14 protein-coding genes are annotated in these 17,753 nt (G+C 65.1%); 11 read left to right on the top strand and 3 right to left on the bottom strand.

What is annotated here, in order from left to right; genetic code table 11:
* Positions 1-85: 85 nt before the first annotated feature.
* The 9 genes from pimA (at position 86) to XH96_RS40005 (ending at position 10,317) form a co-directional block, all read left to right on the top strand.
* Positions 86-1,768, top strand: a complete 1,683-nt coding sequence (gene pimA / locus XH96_RS35765) for a dicarboxylate--CoA ligase PimA (RefSeq protein WP_194389993.1) — start codon at positions 86-88, stop codon at positions 1,766-1,768.
* The gene (locus XH96_RS35760) at positions 1,765-2,952 is read left to right on the top strand and encodes an acetyl-CoA C-acyltransferase (protein WP_194389992.1); all 1,188 of its coding nucleotides are present in this window, start codon (positions 1,765-1,767) and stop codon (positions 2,950-2,952) included. The genes pimA and XH96_RS35760 overlap by 4 nt, the downstream gene beginning before the upstream one ends.
* A gap of 135 nt (positions 2,953-3,087) precedes the next feature.
* On the top strand, positions 3,088-4,278 hold the full coding sequence (gene pimC, locus XH96_RS35755; RefSeq protein WP_194389991.1) for a pimeloyl-CoA dehydrogenase large subunit: 1,191 nt from the start codon (positions 3,088-3,090) through the stop codon (positions 4,276-4,278).
* A gap of 132 nt (positions 4,279-4,410) precedes the next feature.
* Complete coding sequence (gene pimD, locus XH96_RS35750) at positions 4,411-5,553, top strand: pimeloyl-CoA dehydrogenase small subunit (RefSeq protein ID WP_194389990.1); 1,143 nt, start codon at positions 4,411-4,413, stop codon at positions 5,551-5,553.
* A 122-nt stretch (positions 5,554-5,675) separates the two neighbouring features.
* Positions 5,676-6,449 carry an SDR family NAD(P)-dependent oxidoreductase gene (locus XH96_RS35745; protein WP_194389989.1) on the top strand — a complete coding sequence of 258 codons (774 nt, stop codon included), beginning with the start codon at positions 5,676-5,678 and terminating at the stop codon, positions 6,447-6,449.
* A gap of 267 nt (positions 6,450-6,716) precedes the next feature.
* Positions 6,717-8,222, top strand: coding sequence for a glycerol kinase GlpK (glpK, locus tag XH96_RS35740; RefSeq protein ID WP_194389988.1), 1,506 nt, complete (start codon positions 6,717-6,719; stop codon positions 8,220-8,222).
* A 206-nt stretch (positions 8,223-8,428) separates the two neighbouring features.
* Positions 8,429-9,022, top strand: coding sequence for an N-acetyltransferase (locus XH96_RS35735; RefSeq protein ID WP_194389987.1), 594 nt, complete (start codon positions 8,429-8,431; stop codon positions 9,020-9,022).
* A 313-nt stretch (positions 9,023-9,335) separates the two neighbouring features.
* A complete protein-coding gene (locus XH96_RS35730; protein WP_194389986.1) occupies positions 9,336-9,806 on the top strand; it encodes a hypothetical protein in 471 nt (156 codons plus the stop codon).
* Entirely contained in the window at positions 9,715-10,317 is a 603-nt protein-coding gene (locus XH96_RS40005) for an NACHT domain-containing protein (RefSeq protein ID WP_371739914.1), read from the top strand. Before XH96_RS35730 ends, XH96_RS40005 begins: the two co-directional genes overlap by 92 nt.
* Here XH96_RS40005 and XH96_RS35720 read toward each other — a convergent pair.
* On the bottom strand, positions 10,261-10,404 hold the full coding sequence (locus XH96_RS35720) for a hypothetical protein (RefSeq protein ID WP_194394424.1): 144 nt from the start codon (positions 10,402-10,404) through the stop codon (positions 10,261-10,263). The two genes, XH96_RS40005 and XH96_RS35720, sit on opposite strands and share 57 nt — an antisense overlap.
* Before the next feature lie 115 nt (positions 10,405-10,519).
* Here XH96_RS35720 and XH96_RS35715 point away from each other — a divergent pair, with 115 nt between their 5' ends.
* Positions 10,520-11,149, top strand: a complete 630-nt coding sequence (locus XH96_RS35715; protein ID WP_194389984.1) for a glutathione S-transferase family protein — start codon at positions 10,520-10,522, stop codon at positions 11,147-11,149.
* A 386-nt stretch (positions 11,150-11,535) separates the two neighbouring features.
* Here the strand turns inward: XH96_RS35715 and metH are convergent, their stop codons facing one another.
* Both metH and metF read right to left on the bottom strand, forming a co-directional pair.
* Positions 11,536-15,381 (bottom strand): methionine synthase, encoded by a 3,846-nt coding sequence (gene metH / locus XH96_RS35710; protein WP_194389983.1) that lies wholly within the window; start codon positions 15,379-15,381, stop codon positions 11,536-11,538.
* A 6-nt stretch (positions 15,382-15,387) separates the two neighbouring features.
* Positions 15,388-16,299, bottom strand: coding sequence for a methylenetetrahydrofolate reductase [NAD(P)H] (gene metF / locus XH96_RS35705; protein ID WP_194389982.1), 912 nt, complete (start codon positions 16,297-16,299; stop codon positions 15,388-15,390).
* A gap of 375 nt (positions 16,300-16,674) precedes the next feature.
* On the opposite strand from metF, the gene XH96_RS35700 reads away from it, so the two are divergent.
* Entirely contained in the window at positions 16,675-17,691 is a 1,017-nt protein-coding gene (locus XH96_RS35700; protein ID WP_194389981.1) for an LLM class flavin-dependent oxidoreductase, read from the top strand.
* Positions 17,692-17,753: the final 62 nt, after the last annotated feature.

Genomic DNA, 17,753 nt, shown 5'->3' with positions numbered 1-17,753 from the left:
CCCCCACAAGGGGGGAGTGTGCCCGACCGCCAGTGCCTGCCTCACATGGAATTGCTGCCCTGGCAGCGAAGAGTATCGACCGCCAATGACCCATCCCGGCGAACAGTTTTACCCCGAGGGCGTGCGTTGGGACGACACCATCGTCCAGGGCACGCTGCCCGACCTGCTGGCGAAAGCCGCCGCTGAGTACGGCCCGCGCACCGCGTTGGAATTCCGCGACCGCCCGATCAGCTACGCCGAGCTCGCAGCTCAGGCCGAGCGCGCGGCGGCGGCGTTCCTGCGTGAGGGTATCGGCAAGGACTCTTCCGTCGCGCTGTTCCTCGGCAACACGCCGGACCATCCCGTCAATTTCTTCGGCGCGCTCAAGGCCGGCGCCCGCGTTGCGCACCTGTCCCCGCTCGACGGCGAGATCGCGCTGACGCACAAGGTCGCCGACTCCGGCTCACGCCTGCTCGTCACTTCGAACCTCCAGGCCTTGCTGCCGACCGCGCTGAAATTCCTGGAGAAGGGGCTGATCGACCGCCTGGTCGTCTGCGAGGACGATCATTGGGGCAAGGTCGGCACGCCGCAGGCGGCGATCCCCGATGATCCCCGCATCGTGACCTATAAGGCCTTCGTCGAGGGCGCCACTGCGCCCGCGCAATGGCCGCAAGTCAGCGCCGCCGACGTCGCGCTGCTGCAATATACCGGCGGCACCACCGGCCTGCCCAAGGGCGCGATGCTCACGCACGGCAATCTCACCGCTGCGGTGTCGATCTACGACGTCTGGGGCAAGCCGGCACGCGCCGCGCGTGGCGAGACGATCGAGCGCGTCATCTGCGTGCTGCCGCTGTTCCACATCTACGCGCTCACCGTCGTGCTGTTGTCCTCGCTCCGTCGCGGCAATCTGATCTCGTTGCACCAGCGCTTCGACGTCGAAGCCGTGATGCGCGACATCGAGGTCAAGCGCGCGACATATTTCCCGGGCGTGCCGACGATGTGGATCGCGATCGCCGCGCTCCCGGACCTCGACAAGCGCGACTTCTCCTCGCTCGCCACCATCGGCTCCGGCGGCGCGCCGCTGCCGGTCGAGATCGCGAATTTCTTCGAGCGCAAGGTCGGCAAGAAGCTGCGCAGCGGCTGGGGCATGACCGAGACCTGCTCGCCCGGCACCGGCCATCCGCCCGACGGGCCCGAGAAGCCGGGCTCGATCGGCCTGACGCTGCCCGGCATCGAGCTCGACGTCGTCGCGCTCGACGATCCCCGGCGCGTGCTGCCGCCCGGCGAGGTCGGCGAGATCCGCATCAAGGGCCCGAACGTCACCAAGGGGTACTGGAACAGGCCGGAAGGCTCCACGGATGCCTTCGTCGACGGCCGCTTCCTCACCGGCGACATCGGCTATGTCGACACCGACGGTTATTTCTTCCTGGTCGATCGCAAGAAGGACATGATCATCTCCGGCGGCTTCAACGTCTATCCGCAGATGATCGAGCAGGCGATCTACACCATCCCCGGCGTGCACGAGGTGATCGTGCTCGGCATCCCCGACCAGTACCGCGGCGAGGCCGCAAAGGCCTTCATCAAGCTGAAGCCCGGCGCAAAGCCGTTCTCGCTCGACGAGCTGCGCGCGCAGCTCAGCGGCAAGCTCGGCAAGCACGAACTGCCGGCCGCGGTCGAGTTCGTCGACGATCTGCCGCGCACGCCAGTCGGAAAATTGTCGCGCCACGAATTGCGCCAGCAGCAGAAACCGTCACAATCCACCAGAACCGCATCAGGAGTCCGTTCTTGACCGACGCCGTCATCGTTTCCACCGCCCGCACCCCGATCGGCAAGGCCTATCGCGGCGCGCTCAACGCCACCGAGGGCGCAACCCTGCTCGGCCACGCGATTCGCGAGGCCGTCGCGCGCGCCAAGGTCGACCCGAAGGAGATCGAGGACGTCGTGATGGGCGCCGCCCTCCAGCAGGGCGCGACCGGCGGCAACATCGCGCGCAAGGCGCTGCTGCGCGCCGGCCTTCCCGTCACCGTCGCCGGCACCACCATCGACCGGCAATGCGCCTCGGGCCTGCAGGCGATCGCGCTCGCCGCGCGCTCGGTGCTGTTCGACGGCGTCGAGATCGCGGTCGGCGGCGGCGGCGAGTCGATCAGCCTGGTGCAGAACGACAAGATGAATGGCTTCCACGCCCAGGATCCCGCGCTGCTCAAGATCAAGGGCGAGGTCTACATGCCCATGATCGACACCGCGGAAGTCGTCGCCAAGCGCTACGGCATCTCGCGCGAACGCCAGGATGAATATTCGCTGGAGAGCCAGCGCCGCACCGCGGCCGCGCAGCAGGGCGGCAGGTTCAAGGACGAGATCGCCCCGATCACCACGCAGATGGCGGTCACCGACAAGGCGACCGGCGCCGTCTCGATGAAGGAGGTCACGCTGTCGCAGGACGAGGGTCCGCGCCCCGAGACCACCGCCGAAGGCCTCGCCGGCCTCAAGCCGGTGCGCGGCGACGGCTTCAGCATCACCGCCGGCAACGCCAGCCAGCTCTCCGACGGCGCCAGCGCCTGCGTGATCATGACCGACAAGGAAGCCGCCAGGCGGGGCCTCAAGCCGCTCGGCATCTTCCGCGGCTTCGTCTCCGCCGGCTGCGAGCCGGACGAGATGGGCATCGGCCCGGTCTTCGCCGTGCCGCGCCTGCTCAAGCGCCACGGCCTCAGCGTGGACGACATCGGCCTGTGGGAGCTCAACGAAGCCTTCGCCGTGCAGGTGCTGTATTGCCGCGACAAGCTCGGCATCGACCCCGAGAAGATCAACGTCGATGGCGGCGCGATCGCGGTCGGCCATCCCTACGGCATGTCGGGCGCGCGCCTCACCGGCCACGCCCTGATCGAAGGCCGCCGCCGCAAGGCGAAATACGCGGTCGTCACCATGTGCGTCGGCGGCGGCATGGGCTCGGCGGGATTGTTCGAGGTGCTGCAGTAGGAGACTCCGTCGTTCCGGGGCATTCGCGGCACGCGGATGAACCCGGAACCTCGCGCCACAATCTCTGGATTCCGGGCTCGCGCTGCGCGCGCCCCGGAATGACGAATAGGGAATAACGTTTCACAGGAGGATCCGATGGATCTCGCATTCACGAAAGAAGAGCAGGCGTTTCGCGAGGAAGTGCGGCAGTTCTTCCGCGACAACGTGCCGCCGGATACGCGGCGCAAGATGGTCGAGGGCCGCCACCTCTCGAAGGACGAGATGGTGAATTGGTGGCGCATCCTCAACAAGAAGGGCTGGGGCGTCAGCCACTGGCCGAAGGAATATGGCGGCACGGGATGGACGCCCGTGCAACACTACATCTTCAACGAGGAGCTGCAGGCCCATCCCGCGCCGCAGCCGCTCGCCTTCGGCGTCAGCATGGTCGGCCCTGTCATCTACACCTTCGGTAACGAGGAGCAGAAGAAGAAGTACCTGCCGCGCATCGCCAATGTCGACGATTGGTGGTGCCAGGGCTTCTCCGAGCCCGGCTCCGGCTCCGACCTCGCCTCGCTCAAGACCAAGGCCGAGCGCCGTGGCGACAAGTGGATCATCAACGGCCAGAAGACCTGGACCACGCTGGCTCAGCACGCCGACATGATCTTCTGCCTCTGCCGCACCGACAACAACGCCAAGAAGCAGATGGGCATCTCCTTCATCGTGTTCTCGATGAAGTCGAAGGGCGTCACCGTGCGCCCGATCCAGACCATCGACGGCGGCCATGAGGTCAACGAGGTGTTCTTCGACGACGTCGAAGTGCCCATCGAGAACCTGATCGGCGAGGAAAACAAGGGCTGGGACTACGCCAAGTTCCTGCTCGGCAACGAGCGCACCGGCATCGCCCGCGTCGGCGTCTCCAAGGAGCGCATCCGCCGCATCAAGGATCTGGCGTCCAAGGTCGAATCCGGCGGCAAGCCGATCATCCAGGACGCGGCGTTCCGCGAGAAGCTCACCGCTTGCGAGATCGAGCTGAAGGCGCTCGAACTCACGCAGCTCCGCGTCGTCGCCGACGAAGGCAAGCACGGCAAGGGCAAGCCCAACCCGGCGTCCTCGGTGCTGAAGATCAAGGGCTCCGAGATCCAGCAGACCACCACCGAGCTGCTGATGGAAGTGATCGGCCCGTTCGCTGCGCCCTACGACGAGCACGGCGACGACGGCTCCAACGAAGCCATGGACTGGACCGCCCAGATCGCGCCGAGCTACTTCAACAACCGCAAGGTCTCGATCTACGGCGGCTCCAACGAGATCCAGCGCAACATCATCGCGAAGGCGGTGCTGGGGCTCTAGACGTCATTCCGGGGCGCGCGTCAGCGCGAACCCGGAATCTCGCGCCACAACCTCTAGATTCCGGGTCCCCGCGCTATCGCGCGTGTCCCGGAATGACGAAGCAAAAATTCCGGGTACGAGGAACAAAACAACATGGATTTTGATCTGTCCGAGGAGCAGCGGCTTCTCAAGGAAAGCATCGACGGCCTGCTGACCGATTCCTACGATTTCGAGCAGCGCAAGAAGTACATGAAGGAGAAGGGCGGCTGGAGCAGAGCGGTCTGGCTCAAGCTCGCCGAGCAAGGCCTGCTCGGCCTGCCCTTCAGCGAGGCCGATGGCGGCTTCGGCGGCGGCGGCGTCGAGACCATGATCGTGATGGAAGCGCTCGGCAAGGCGCTGGTGCTCGAGCCCTATCTCGCCACGGTCGTGATCGGCGGCGGCTTCCTGCGCCATGCCGGCACTGATGCGCAGAAGGCCGCGCACGTGCCTTCGATCATCGACGGCAGCAAGACGCTCGCCTTCGCCCAGCTCGAGAAGAACTCGCGCTACGATCTGTTCGACGTCTCGACCACCGCGAAGAAGAAGGGCGAGGGCTGGATCATCGACGGCGAGAAGTTCGTCGTGCTCAACGGCGAGAGCGCCGACACGTTGATCGTCACCGCACGCACCAGGGGCGATCGCCGTGACAAGACCGGCATCGGCGTGTTCCTGGTTCCGGCGAATGCCAAGGGCGTCGCCAGGAAGGGCTATCCGACCCAGGACGGCCTGCACGCCGCCGACGTCACCTTCACCGGTGTCGAGGTCGGTGCCGATGCCGTGCTCGGCAACCCCGAGGATTCGCTCGCGCTGATCGAGCGCGTGGTGGACGAAGCCCGCGTTGCGCTCTGCGCCGAGGCGGTTGGCCTGATGGACGAATCGCTCAAGACCACGGTCGAGTACATCAAGACGCGCAAGCAGTTCGGCGTCGCGATCGGTTCGTTCCAGTCGCTGCAGCACCGCGCCTCCGACATGTTCGTCGCCGCCGAGCAGGCGCGCTCGATGTCGATGTTCGCGACCATGGCTGGTGATTTCGAGGACGCCAGGGAGCGCACGAACGCGATCGCCGCGGCCAAGGTGCAGATCGGCAAGTCGCTGAAATTCGTCGGCCAGCAGTCGATCCAGCTGCACGGCGGCATCGGCATGACCATGGAGGCCAGGATCGGCCACTACTTCAAGCGTCTCACCATGATCGAGAACACGTTCGGTGACACCGACTACCACCAGCGCCGCGTCGCCGATGCGGGCGGGTTGATCTGACGTCTTGGCGTCATCCCGGGGCGCGCGTAGCGCGAACCCGGGATCTCGCGCCACAACCTCTGGATTCCGGGTTCACGCGCGATGCGCGTGCCCCGGAATGACAACAAGGCAGGGCAACAACAATGAAAAATACCCCGTTCGATCTCACCGGCAAGGTCGCCGTGGTCACCGGCTCCAGCCGTGGCATCGGCCGCTCGTCGGCGGAGCTGCTCGCCAAACTTGGCGCCAAGGTCGTGGTCTCCTCCCGCAAGGCGGAGGCCTGCAAGGAGGTGGCCGACGGCATCAACGCGGCCGGCGGCGATGCAACCGTCATCCCCTGCAACATCGCGCGCAAGAGCGAGGTCGAGGCGCTGATCGCGGGTGCGACGAAGCATTACGGCAAGATCGACATCCTCGTCTGCAACGCCGCGGTGAATCCCTATTACGGCCCGCTGCTCGACATCACCGACGAAGCCTTCGACAAGATTATGGGCTCGAACGTCAAGAGCAACATCTGGCTCTCCGCGCTCGCGATCCCGCAGATGGCGGAGCGCGGCAAAGGCTCCGTGATCATCATCTCCTCGATCGGGGGCTTGCGCGGCTCCACCGTGATCGGCGCCTACGGCATCTCGAAAGCCGCCGACTTCGCGCTGTGCCGCTCGCTCGCCGGCGAATGGGGACCCAAAGGCGTCCGCGTCAACTGCATCGCGCCCGGCCTCGTCAAGACCGACTTCGCCCGCGCGCTGTGGGAAGACGAAGCCAACCTCAAGCGCCGCACCGCCACCACCCCGCTCCGCCGCATCGGCGAGCCCGACGAAATCGCCGGCGCCGTCGCCTATCTCGCCTCCGACGCCTCGAGCTTCATGACCGGCCAGACCATCGTCATCGACGGCGGCGTGACGACCGCGGCGGTGTAACTTTTCTTCCCCTCTCCCCTTGTGGGAGAGGGCGGATCGCCGCGTAGCGGCGAGACGGGTGAGGGGTCTCTATCCGCCCGTGACCCTCTCTCGCAATACCCTTTGCCGATAGAACCCCTCATCCGGCGCTTCGCGCCACCTTCTCCCACAAGGGGAGAAGGGAAGGGGGCCGCGGCACCGTATCCAAACCTTGACCTCGCCGCCCTAATCCGCTCCTTTTGGCGCGACACAATGACAGGTCTTAGGGAAACGCCAAGGTAAGCTCCCATGTCTTTCGTCCTCGCCATCGACCAGGGCACCACTTCCTCGCGCGCGATCGTGTTTCGTGGCGACATCTCCATCGCGGCGAAGGCGCAGGCTGAGTTTCCGCAGCATTTTCCAGCCTCGGGCTGGGTCGAGCACGAGCCCGAGGATATCTGGACCTCGACCGTGATGGTCTGCCGCGAGGCCATCGAGCACGCCGGCATCAGCGCGAAGGACATCGCCGCGATCGGCATCACCAATCAGCGCGAAACCACCGTGGTGTGGGACCGCGCCACCGGCCAGGCCGTGCACCGCGCCATCGTCTGGCAGGACCGCCGCACCGCCGACATCTGCGCCAAACTGAAGGCCGACGGCCGCGAGGGCGTGATCTCGCAGAAGACCGGCCTGATCATCGATCCCTATTTCTCCGGCACCAAGGTCGCCTGGATCCTCGACCACGTTCCCGGCGCGCGCGCCCGCGCCGCGCGCGGCGAGCTGATGTTCGGCACCGTCGATTGCTACCTGCTCTGGCGGCTCACCGGCGGCAAGGTGCACGCCACCGATGCCACCAACGCCTCGCGTACGCTGCTGTTCAACATCCACACCGGCCAGTGGGACGACGAGCTGCTGGAGATCATCGGCGTGCCGCGCTCGATGCTGCCCGAGGTGAAGGACTCTTCCGCCCGCTTCGGCGAGAGCACGCCCGACCTGTTCGGCGGCGCGATCGCGATCTCCGGAATTGCCGGCGACCAGCAGGCCGCGACCATCGGCCAGGCCTGCTTCCGCCCGGGCATGATGAAGTCGACCTACGGCACCGGCTGCTTTGCGCTGCTCAACACCGGCACGACTCCCGTGGTGTCGAAGAACAAGCTGCTCACCACCGTCGCCTATCAGCTCGACGGCAAACGCACCTACGCGCTGGAAGGCTCGATCTTCGTCGCAGGCTCCGCCGTGCAATGGCTGCGCGACGGCCTCGGCATCATCAAGCACGCCGCCGAGACCGGGCCCCTTGCCGATCAGTCGGACTCCATGCAGAGCGTCTATCTCGTCCCCGCCTTCGTCGGCATGGGCGCGCCCTATTGGAATCCGCGCGTGCGCGGCGCGCTGTTCGGCCTCACCCGCAACACCGGCCCGGCCGAGCTCGCCCACGCCGCGCTGGAAAGCGTCTGCTACCAGACTTACGACCTCTGGGCCGCGATGCGCGCGGACTGGCCAAGCTCGGAAACGGCAAGCGTCGTGCTCCGCGTCGACGGCGGCATGACGGCGTCGGACTGGACCATGCAGCGCCTCGCCGATCTCCTGGATGCCCCGGTCGATCGTCCCGTGATCCAGGAGACCACGGCGCTGGGCGCCGCCTATCTCGCCGGCCTCAACGCCGGCGTCTATCCCGAGCCGACCAAGTTCGCCGACAATTGGCGCCTCGAGCACCGCTTCAAGCCGAACATGAGCCAGGCCACGCGCGAGCGGAAGCTCGCGGGATGGGCAAGGGCCGTGAAGGGCGTGCTTGCGAGCGATGAGGGGGAGGGGTAGGCGCAGGCAGAGGCCTCGTAGCCCAATGCCGCGAGGCGCGCTCAACTGCCTCTACACCGTCATTGCGAGGAGCCCTTGCGACGAAGCAATCCAGGCTGCCTCCCCGGAAAGATTCTGGATTGCTTCGCTGCGCTCGCAATGACGGAGTGCGAGGCTGCTGCTGTTCTTCAAATCGGCATCGCCTCTAACAAAAGAAACAACCGCCCATGATCCTCCCCGACGGCTATTCCGACGTCCCCGCCGGCAAGATCGCCGCCGTCGTCACCCATCTGGAGATGACCGCGGCTCCCGCGCGCCGTGCCGATCCGCCGGGCAGCTGGTCCCTGCGCAAAGTCGATACCCCCGCGCTCGCCTGGTACCGCGATCTCTTCCGCCGCGTCGGCGAGAACTGGCTGTGGTTCTCGCGCGCACGCATGACCGATGCAGAGCTCGCCGCAATCATCCACGCGCCGGGAATCGAAGTCTACGCCCTCGCCCTGGATGGCCGCGACGAAGGCCTGCTCGAGTTGGACTTCCGCGAGCCCGGCCAGTGCGAGCTGGTCTATTTCGGCGTCACCGCACCCTTGATCGGCACCGGCGCCGCCCGCTTCCTGATGAACCGCGCGCTGGAGCGCGCCTGGTCACGCGATGTCCGCCGCGTCTGGGTCCACACCTGCACCTTCGATCATCCCGCCGCCGTCGCGTTCTACCAGCGCTCCGGCTTCCGCCCCTTCCGCCGCCAGATCGAGGTGGCCGACGATCCGCGCCTTGATGGCACCGCGCCGCGCGACGCGGCGAAGCACGTGCCGATCATCGAATAGTGGGAGAGCGTGACCCAGAGGGAGGGTAGTGCAATCCGGCGGCCATTATCCCGCCGGCCTGAATGCGGGCGATGATCCGGAGCCGACCAGTTCTCCGACTATTTACGGTCTGAGCGCAGCTACTAACTGAACATGAGCCAAGCCACGCACAGTCGAAAGCTCGCCGGCTGGGCGCGCAGTAAAGGGCCGGGCGATGAGGGTGAAGGGGTGAAGAGTAGCGGGAAATATCAAGAGTCTTGTGGAAGCCCATTCGCTTGGGCTGGGATCAACCGAGAATTGTCCTAGTATTCTGTACAATTTTGCGGGGGCGGAAATGGGCATACTTGTTAAGGAAGGAACCACGAAACGAGATTGGTTTAAGCTGGCTGGCGCCACTGCTGAGGCAGCGATCAAATCACTTACGCTGGGAAAGGACGGCTTCTCAGCCGCTATTCCTCCACTGTTCCGAATATTGGAATCCCTTCGCGGCGAAGATAGCACTGAACGTCGTGCTGCTCGATTCGTTCTGGAGGTACTAAGCTACTCTATTGCACAAACGTTGCAGTCGATCCAGTTAACGCGGGCGCCGCTCCAGCCGGAAGTCGAGGCGATTGTTCAGCAGTTGCTAGCTCGTGTGGAAAATCTCTGTGACCAACAGGAAGTGTTCCTCACGGCTGCCGACCTGGAGCATCCTTCATCATTCGAGATTTTCGATGATATTTCCTCTCGGATATTTCATGAGCTTAAGCCTAACGGGCCGAAGGCACGCGAAGCTGCTCGATTCTCTCATTGGAGAGTGGCTTGAGAATGACGATCCGCAGGACCGAGTTCGCTTGATCTCGGGCGGGCCTGGGTCTGGAAAATCAACCTTTGCCAAACGTCTGGCTTCATCTCTTGCCGTGCGTCCAGAATGGCGGGTGGTCTTTGTTCCATTGCAGAGGCTTAAGGGGATTGGACCACTCGAAGCACGTATAAATGACTACTTTCGCCTCCAGGGTGACGAACCTTTCGAGTTGGATACGGCGCCGCTGCTCTCGATGGGCCGGGACGGTCATCGTCATTGGCTCGTAATTTTTGACGGCCTTGATGAATTAGCCAAGGAGGGGCCTGGGTCCGAGAGTGCGGCGCAGGATTTCGCATCTGCGTTGGCAGATTGGCGCGCGAGGGTTGGCGATGTTGCTGCGAGATTTCTAGTTTTGGGCCGCGCTCCGTCCATGCAGGAGGCTCGGCGGCGATTAAGTCTGCATGGAAAAGGCACGCTACACGTCGTCGGTATTCGTGAAGAACTGACAGGCGATGTTCTTCGATGGCGTTAGGAAGCCGATCGCGCGGTCCTGGGCCTGGGCGGCGTGCGGGCTGAGCAAGGATAGCCCGAGTGTGACCATTGCGAGTCGTTGCGACATAGGCGCTCCGCGTCCAGCTCCGTCATGCCCGGACTTGATCCGGGCATCCATCGTTCTCTAGTCTGAGGAAAGATGGATTGCCGGGTCAAGCCCGGCAATGACGAGAGGTCATCCCATGTTCCTGATCGGCCAATATGATTCCCCCTTCGTCCGCCGCGTCGCGATTGCGCTCCGGCTTTACGGGCTCGCCTTCGAGCACAGGCCGTGGTCGACCTTTGGCGATGCCGACAAGATCGCGCCGTACAATCCGCTGCGCCGTGTGCCGACCCTGGTGCTGGACGACGGCGAGGCGCTGATCGAGAGCATGATCATCCTCGATTATCTCGACGACCTCGTTGGTCCTGACAAGGCGATGCTGCCCCGCGGGGGTGTTGAGCGGCGGAAGCATCTGCGCATCTGCGCGCTCGCGTCCGGCCTCGGCGACAAGGCGGTGAGCCTGCTCTACGAGCGTGTGCTGCGGAAGGAGCAGCTCGCGCTGTGGGTCGAACGCTGCCAGGCGCAGATCGGCGACGTCCTGAAGGTGCTCGAGGCCGAGCGCGCCAAGGTGACGACGCCGTACTGGCTGGGTGATCGTATCGGCCACGCCGACGTCGTGGTCGCCTGCGTCCTCCGCTTCACCCGCGAAGCGCACCCGCAGCTGTTCGACGCGTCACGCTATCCGGCGCTGGCGGCACATGCGGAGCGATGCGAAGCGCTGGCCCCATTCCAGGAGATCGTGCAGCCGCTGGCGCCGCCGAAGGGGTGAGCGCTTACCCTCCCCTGGAGGGGGAGGGGCGATCGCGCGAAGCGCGAGCGGGGTGGGGTGATCTCCCACACGGGCAGTGTTGGATGTGGAGAGACCGTCACCCCACCTCGGTCCGCATTGCGCTTCGCTGCATGCGAACCGATCCACGGGCGAGCTATGCTCGTCCCGGACCCTCCAGGGGAGGATGGGCACCGTGCATGTGGGAGGGTTACAGGATACATCCGCCGCCTTTGCGTCACCGCGCGTGACAGCCCGATGATGCAATACTACCCCTGTTTTGCCCGACGCCGCAACGCGTTTTTCGGTGAAACAGAAATCGCCAGCCTTTTCAACCCCATCGCTACTGTGCATGGGGTTGTTTTCGCAGTTTCTGTTTGGAGACGCGCCTAACCCGCCCCGGCGCGCTTCTTCTGCCAGACGAGGTGCACCGCGCAGGTGCAGCCCGGCGGGTGCGAGGCGAGGTCGTTCGACGGCTCGTCGTTCGCAGGCTTTGCCGCGAATGTCTTGTCCTGCTGCGAGGGGATGTAGTTCAGCACCGGGGCGAGCCAGCGTTCGGTCTCCGCCACCGTCATGCCCTTGCGTGCTGCATAGTCCTCGACCTGGTCGCGCTCGATCTTGCCGACGCCGAAATAATAGCTCTCGGGGTTCGCGAAATAGAGCCCTGAGACGGACGAGCCCGGCCACATCGCAAAGCTTTCGGTCAGCTTCACGCCGGCCGTCGCCTCGGCGTCGAGCAGTTCGAACAGCGTCGCCTTCTCGGTGTGATCGGGCTGGGCGGGATAGCCCGGCGCGGGGCGAATCCCAGAGTACTTCTCCAGGATCAGCTCCTCGCTGGTGAGCGCCTCGTCCGGCGCATAGGCCCAGAATTCGCGGCGCACACGGGCATGCATGCGTTCGGCGAAGGCTTCGGCGAGGCGGTCGGCCAGCGCCTTGCACAGGATCGAGGAATAGTCGTCGTTGGCGCTTCTGAAGCGGTCGGCGACCGCGTCCTCGCCGATCCCTGCGGTGACGACGAAGCCGCCGATATAGTCGGGCACGCCGGCGGGCGCGATGAAGTCGGCGAGCGCGGCGTTGAAGCGGCCCTCGCGCTTCTCCAGCTGCTGGCGCAGCGTGTGCAGCGTCGCGATTGGCTTGGTCCGGCTATCGTCGGCATAGAGCACGATGTCGTCGCCTTGCGCATTCGCCGGCCAGAAGCCGATCGTCGCGCGGGCCCGGAACCACTTCTCCTTCACGATGGTGTCGAGCATCTTGCGCGCATCGTCATAGAGCGAGCGCGCGACCTCGCCGACCTTGGCGTCGTCAAGGATGGCGGGGAAGCGCCCGGCGAGCTCCCAGGTCTGGAAGAACGGCGTCCAGTCGATGTAGGGCACGAGCTCGGCGAGATCGTATTCGTCGAAGCTGCGGATGCCGAGGAAGGTCGGCTTCACCGGCTTGCTCTTGGCGAAGTCGACCGGAACGCGATTGGCGCGGGCGTCAGCCAGCTTCAGGCGCTTCTTGTCGGCCTGCGCCCGCAGATGCGCCTCCGAGATTCTGGCGTATTCGGCCCGCACCTCGGCGGCGTAGGCCTCGCGCTTCTCGGGCGAGAGCAGCGAGGACGCGACGCCGACGGCGCGGCTGGCATCGTTGACGTGCACGACGGGGCCGGCGCGATAGCTCGGGTCGATCTTCACGGCGGTATGCACGCGGCTGGTCGTGGCGCCGCCGATCAGCAGCGGCAGCTTGAGGCCTTCGCGCTGCAGTTCGCCGGCGAAGAACGCCATCTCGTCGAGCGAGGGCGTGATCAGGCCCGACAGCCCGACGATGTCGGCCTTCTCCGCCTTCACCGTCTCGACGATCTTGGCGGCGGGCACCATCACGCCGAGGTCGATGACCTCGAAATTGTTGCACTGGAGCACGATGCCGACGATGTTCTTGCCGATGTCGTGGACGTCGCCCTTCACCGTCGCAAGCACGATCTTGCCGGCGGACGAGGAGCCCTCGGTGCCGATGCCGTTGGCGAGGTTGCGCGCCTTCTCTTCCTCCATGAACGGCATGAGATAGGCGACCGCCTGCTTCATGACGCGCGCGGACTTCACCACCTGCGGCAGGAACATCTTGCCGTCGCCGAAGAGGTCGCCGACCACGTTCATGCCGGCCATCAGCGGCCCCTCGATCACGTCGAGCGGACGCGAGGAGTTCTTGCGGGCTTCCTCGGTGTCCTGCTCGATGAATTCGGTGATGCCGTGCACCAGCGAATGCGACAGCCGCTTCGCCACCGGCCATTCGCGCCAGGCGAGATCGGCTTCCCTGCTCTCGGTCTTCTTGCCGCGGAATTTCTCCGCCAGCGCCAGCAGGCGCTCGGACGCGCCGGGGTCGCGATTGAGGACGACGTCCTCGCAGGTCTGGCGCAGCTCCGGATCGATGTCGTCATAGACGATCATCTGCCCGGCATTGACGATGCCCATGTCCATGCCGGCCTTGATGGCGTGATACAGGAACACCGAGTGCATGGCCTCGCGCACCGGCTCGTTGCCGCGGAACGAGAACGACAGGTTGGAGACGCCGCCGGAGACATGCGCGCCGGGCAGGTTCTGCCGGATCCAGCGCGTCGCCTCGATGAAGTCGACGCCGTAATTGTTGTGCTCCTCGATGCCGGTCGCGATCGCGAAGATGTTCGGATCGAAGATGATGTCCTCAGGCGGGAAGCCGACCCGGTCCACCAGGATGTCGTAGGCGCGCTTGCAGATCTCGGTCTTGCGCGCGAACGTATCGGCCTGGCCGGCCTCGTCGAACGCCATGACCACCACCGCCGCGCCGTGGCGGCGCGCGATCTGCGCCTCGTGGATGAATTTCTCCTCGCCTTCCTTCATCGAGATCGAGTTGACGACCGGCTTGCCCTGCACGCATTTCAGGCCGGCCTCGATCACCGAGAATTTCGAGGAGTCGACCATGACGGGGACACGGGCGATGTCGGGCTCGGCGGCGACGAGGTTGAGGAAGGTCACCATCGCAGCTTCGGAGTCGAGCAGGCCCTCGTCCATGTTGACGTCGATGATCTGTGCGCCGTTCTCGACCTGGTCGCGCGCGACCTGCAACGCGGCGGTGTAGTCGCCGGCAGTGATCAGCTTGCGGAAGCGCGCCGAGCCCGTGACGTTGGTACGCTCGCCGACGTTCACGAACGGGATTGCGTCGGTCAGCATGAACGGCTCGAGGCCGGAGAGCCTTAAGCGAGGTTCGATCTCCGGCACGGTGCGCGGCTTGTGCGGGGCGACGGCAGCTGCGATCGCCGCGATATGGTCCGGCGTGGTGCCGCAGCAGCCGCCGACGATGTTGACGAGGCCGTCGCGGGCAAACTCGCCGATCAGGCGCGCCATGTAGTCCGGCGTCTCGTCATACTGGCCGAACTCGTTGGGCAGGCCTGCGTTCGGATAGGCGCAGACGAGCGTATCGGCGACGCGGCCGATGTCGGCAATATGCGCGCGCAGATCCTCGGCGCCGAGCGCGCAGTTGAAGCCGATGGTGACGGGCTTGGCGTGCCGCACCGAATTCCAGAACGCTTCCGGCATCTGGCCCGAGAGCAGGCGGCCGGACTTGTCGGTGATGGTGCCCGACACCATCACGGGCACGTCGATGCCGAGTGCTTCGGTAATCTCGGCGATCGCATAGAGCGCCGCCTTGGCGTTGAGCGTGTCGAAGATGGTCTCGACCAGCAGCAGATCGACACCGCCGTCGATCAGGCCGCGGATCTGTTCGCCGTACGACTTGCGCAGATCGTCGAAGGTGACCGCGCGGTAGCCGGGATTGGAAACGTCGGGCGAGATCGAGGCGGTGCGGTTGGTGGGGCCGATGGCGCCGGCGACGAAGCGCGGCTTGCCGTCTTCCGCCTCCACGCGCCGTGCGGCATTGCCGGCGAGGCGGGCGCCCTCGCGCGCCATCTCGTTGACGATGTCGGTGAGGTCGTAATCGGCCTGCGCGATCGAGGTCGTGGAGAACGTGTTGGTCGCGACGATGTCGGCGCCGGCGCGCAAATAGGCGGCGTGGATGTCCTCGATCGCCTGCGGCTGGGTCAGGATCAGGAGGTCGTTGTTGCCGCGCAGGTCGCGATGAAAATTCTTGAAGCGCTCGCCGCGGAAGGCGGCCTCGTCGAGCTGGAGGTTCTGGATCATCGTGCCCATGGCGCCGTCGAGCACGAGAATGCGCTCGCGTGCGGCGTTGAGGAGGGCGGTTCGCTTGGCGGATACGGGTACGGTCATTTTCTCTTACGCAGCCTTCTGCACGCTCTTGGCGCGAATGCCGAGCAAATGGCTGATCGCGAATACGAGATCGGCGCGGTTCATGGTGTAGAAGTGGAAGGTGTCGACGCCGTGCTTGGAGAGCTTCTGCACCTGGCCGGCGGCGACGGTCGCGGCCACCAGCTTGCGCGTCTCGGCATCGTCATCGAGGCCCTCGAACTTCGCGGCGAACCAGTCCGGCACCGTGGTGCCGGCACGGGTCACGAAATTGCGCGCCTGCTTGAAATTGTGCATGGGCATGATGCCCGGCACGATCGGGATGTCGATGCCGCGGGCGCGGACGCGGTCGCGATAGCGGAAGTAGAGCTCGTTGTCGAAGAACACCTGTGTGATCGCGCGGGTCGCACCCGCATCGACCTTGGCCTTGAGCGTGTCGATGTCGGCGTCGAAATCGCGTGCTTCCGGGTGCTTCTCGGGATAGGCCGACACGCTCACTTCGATGTCGCCGTGCCGCTTCTTGATTCCGGCGACGAGGTCGGCCGAGCTCTGGTAGCCGTCGGGATGGCTCGCATAGGGCGTGCCGATGCCGCCGACGGGATCGCCGCGCAAGGCCACGATGTGGCGGACGCCGACCTCGTGATAGCGGTCGACGATCTCGTCGATCTCGCCGCGCGAGGCGCCGACGCAGGTCAGATGCGCAGCCGGCAGCAGCGCGGTCTCTTTCAGGATACGGGCAATGGTCGAATGGGTGCGCTCGCGGGTCGAGCCACCGGCGCCATAGGTCACCGAGACGAATTTCGGCTCGAGCGGGGCGAGCCGCTTGATGGTCTCCCAGAGATTGCGCTCCATCTCCTCGGTCTTGGGCGGAAAGAACTCGAACGAGATCGCAGGCCGCTTCAGGTGCCCGTCGGCGGTCGCAGGGGTCGTCACGTCAGTCATGGCACCACTCGCTCCAATTTTCGCCGGCCGTGGGGTCTAGCTTGGGAGCGCCTAAGATAAGGCAAAGGCAGTTTGGCCGACAGCCCATCGACGATGGGAAGTGGCCCACTAATGCTGGATATTTTGAAGTTTGATGCTCACTGGCTCTTGTCGTGGGAAGATGGGTCAATTGCTGTAATATATTGTATTATAATGAGTTAGTTTGATTTTGGTGCCTTCAAGATCTGTATCTGGCTGGTGGGCATGATAAATTTGACGTGTTACGTAGGTAATCTGTCCCAACCGGCATCTTCCGCGACGACCCGCCCCTCCGTACCCTCTGATCTGCGCAGCCTGCCATTGCCGCCGCACGGCCCTTCGTTAGGTTAATGCGCCATGATCCCGCTCTCAGTCCTCGACCTCTCCGTCGTTACGACAGGCACCAAGCCCGCCGCGGCGCTGCGCAACAGCATCGATCTGGCGCGCCACGTCGACGGGCTCGGCTATCTCCGCTACTGGCTCGCCGAGCATCACAACCTCGCTTCCGTCGCGAGTCCCGCGCCCGACGTCATGATCGGGCAGATCGCAGCGGTGACGAAGCACATCCGCGTCGGGTCCGGCGGCGTGATGCTGCCCAACCACGCGCCGCTGGTGGTGGCCGAGCGCTTCAAGATGCTGGAGGCGCTGTTTCCCGGCCGGATCGATCTCGGCCTCGGCCGCGCGCCGGGCACCGATGGTGCAACGGCCTACGCGCTGCGCAGCCGGCTCGATCGGCGCGAGGGCGACGATTTCCTGGAGCGCCTGCACGAGCTGATTCTGTGGGAGACCCGCGAATTCCCTGCGGGACACCCCTACAACAACGTCGTCGCGATGCCCGACGACACCAGGTTGCCGCCGATCTGGCTGCTCGGCTCCAGCGATTATTCCTCGGAACTGGCCGCACAAGTCGGCATGGGTTTCGCCTTCGCCCATCATTTCGCCACCCACGACGCGATCGATGCGATGGTCCATTACCGCAATCGTTTTCAGCCCTCGGCCTGGCGTGCGAGTCCGTATGCCATTCTCGCGGTTGCCGTCATTACGGCTGATACCGACGAGGAAGCGGAGAGGCTCGCCTCGTCCTTCGACCTCAACCGGCTGCGCCGTGACCGCGGTCAATATCTGCCATTGCCGAGCGTCGAGGAGGCGATCGCCTATCCGTATACGGACGCCGAGCGCACCTCGATCCTGCGCAACCGCTCGCGCCTGTTCGTCGGCAGCCCCGCGACGGTGCAGAAGAAGCTTCAGCCGCTGATCTACACCAGCAAGCCGGACGAGCTGATGGTGATCACCGCCGTGTACGACCACGAGGCGCGCAAGAAATCATATTCGCTGCTGGCGGAGGCGTTCGGATTGGTGAAGCAGGCGGAATAGTTACCGTCATTCCGGGGCGATGCATCGCATCGAACCCGGAATCTCGAGGTTCCGGGTTCGCG

It is taken from the genome of Bradyrhizobium sp. CCBAU 51765 (assembly GCF_015291725.1).
In the GTDB taxonomy this organism is placed as follows: domain Bacteria; phylum Pseudomonadota; class Alphaproteobacteria; order Rhizobiales; family Xanthobacteraceae; genus Bradyrhizobium; species Bradyrhizobium liaoningense.
Note: the sequence above shows the minus strand (reverse complement) of the source record. Positions and strands in the feature narration are given on the sequence as shown.

What these genes read in the sequence shown, in the direction of transcription:
- pimA (WP_194389993.1), top strand. Translation starts at nt 86, where the DNA reads ATGACCCATCCCGGCGAACAGTTTTACCCCGAGGGCGTGCGTTGGGAC.
- pimC (WP_194389991.1), top strand. Translation starts at nt 3,088, where the DNA reads ATGGATCTCGCATTCACGAAAGAAGAGCAGGCGTTTCGCGAGGAAGTG.
- pimD (WP_194389990.1), top strand. Translation starts at nt 4,411, where the DNA reads ATGGATTTTGATCTGTCCGAGGAGCAGCGGCTTCTCAAGGAAAGCATC.
- XH96_RS35745 (WP_194389989.1), top strand. Translation starts at nt 5,676, where the DNA reads ATGAAAAATACCCCGTTCGATCTCACCGGCAAGGTCGCCGTGGTCACC.
- glpK (WP_194389988.1), top strand. Translation starts at nt 6,717, where the DNA reads ATGTCTTTCGTCCTCGCCATCGACCAGGGCACCACTTCCTCGCGCGCG.
- XH96_RS35735 (WP_194389987.1), top strand. Translation starts at nt 8,429, where the DNA reads ATGATCCTCCCCGACGGCTATTCCGACGTCCCCGCCGGCAAGATCGCC.
- XH96_RS35730 (WP_194389986.1), top strand. Translation starts at nt 9,336, where the DNA reads ATGGGCATACTTGTTAAGGAAGGAACCACGAAACGAGATTGGTTTAAG.
- XH96_RS40005 (WP_371739914.1), top strand. Translation starts at nt 9,715, where the DNA reads ATGATATTTCCTCTCGGATATTTCATGAGCTTAAGCCTAACGGGCCGA.
- XH96_RS35720 (WP_194394424.1), bottom strand. Translation starts at nt 10,404, where the DNA reads ATGTCGCAACGACTCGCAATGGTCACACTCGGGCTATCCTTGCTCAGC.
- XH96_RS35715 (WP_194389984.1), top strand. Translation starts at nt 10,520, where the DNA reads ATGTTCCTGATCGGCCAATATGATTCCCCCTTCGTCCGCCGCGTCGCG.
- metH (WP_194389983.1), bottom strand. Translation starts at nt 15,381, where the DNA reads ATGACCGTACCCGTATCCGCCAAGCGAACCGCCCTCCTCAACGCCGCA.
- metF (WP_194389982.1), bottom strand. Translation starts at nt 16,299, where the DNA reads ATGACTGACGTGACGACCCCTGCGACCGCCGACGGGCACCTGAAGCGG.
- XH96_RS35700 (WP_194389981.1), top strand. Translation starts at nt 16,675, where the DNA reads ATGATCCCGCTCTCAGTCCTCGACCTCTCCGTCGTTACGACAGGCACC.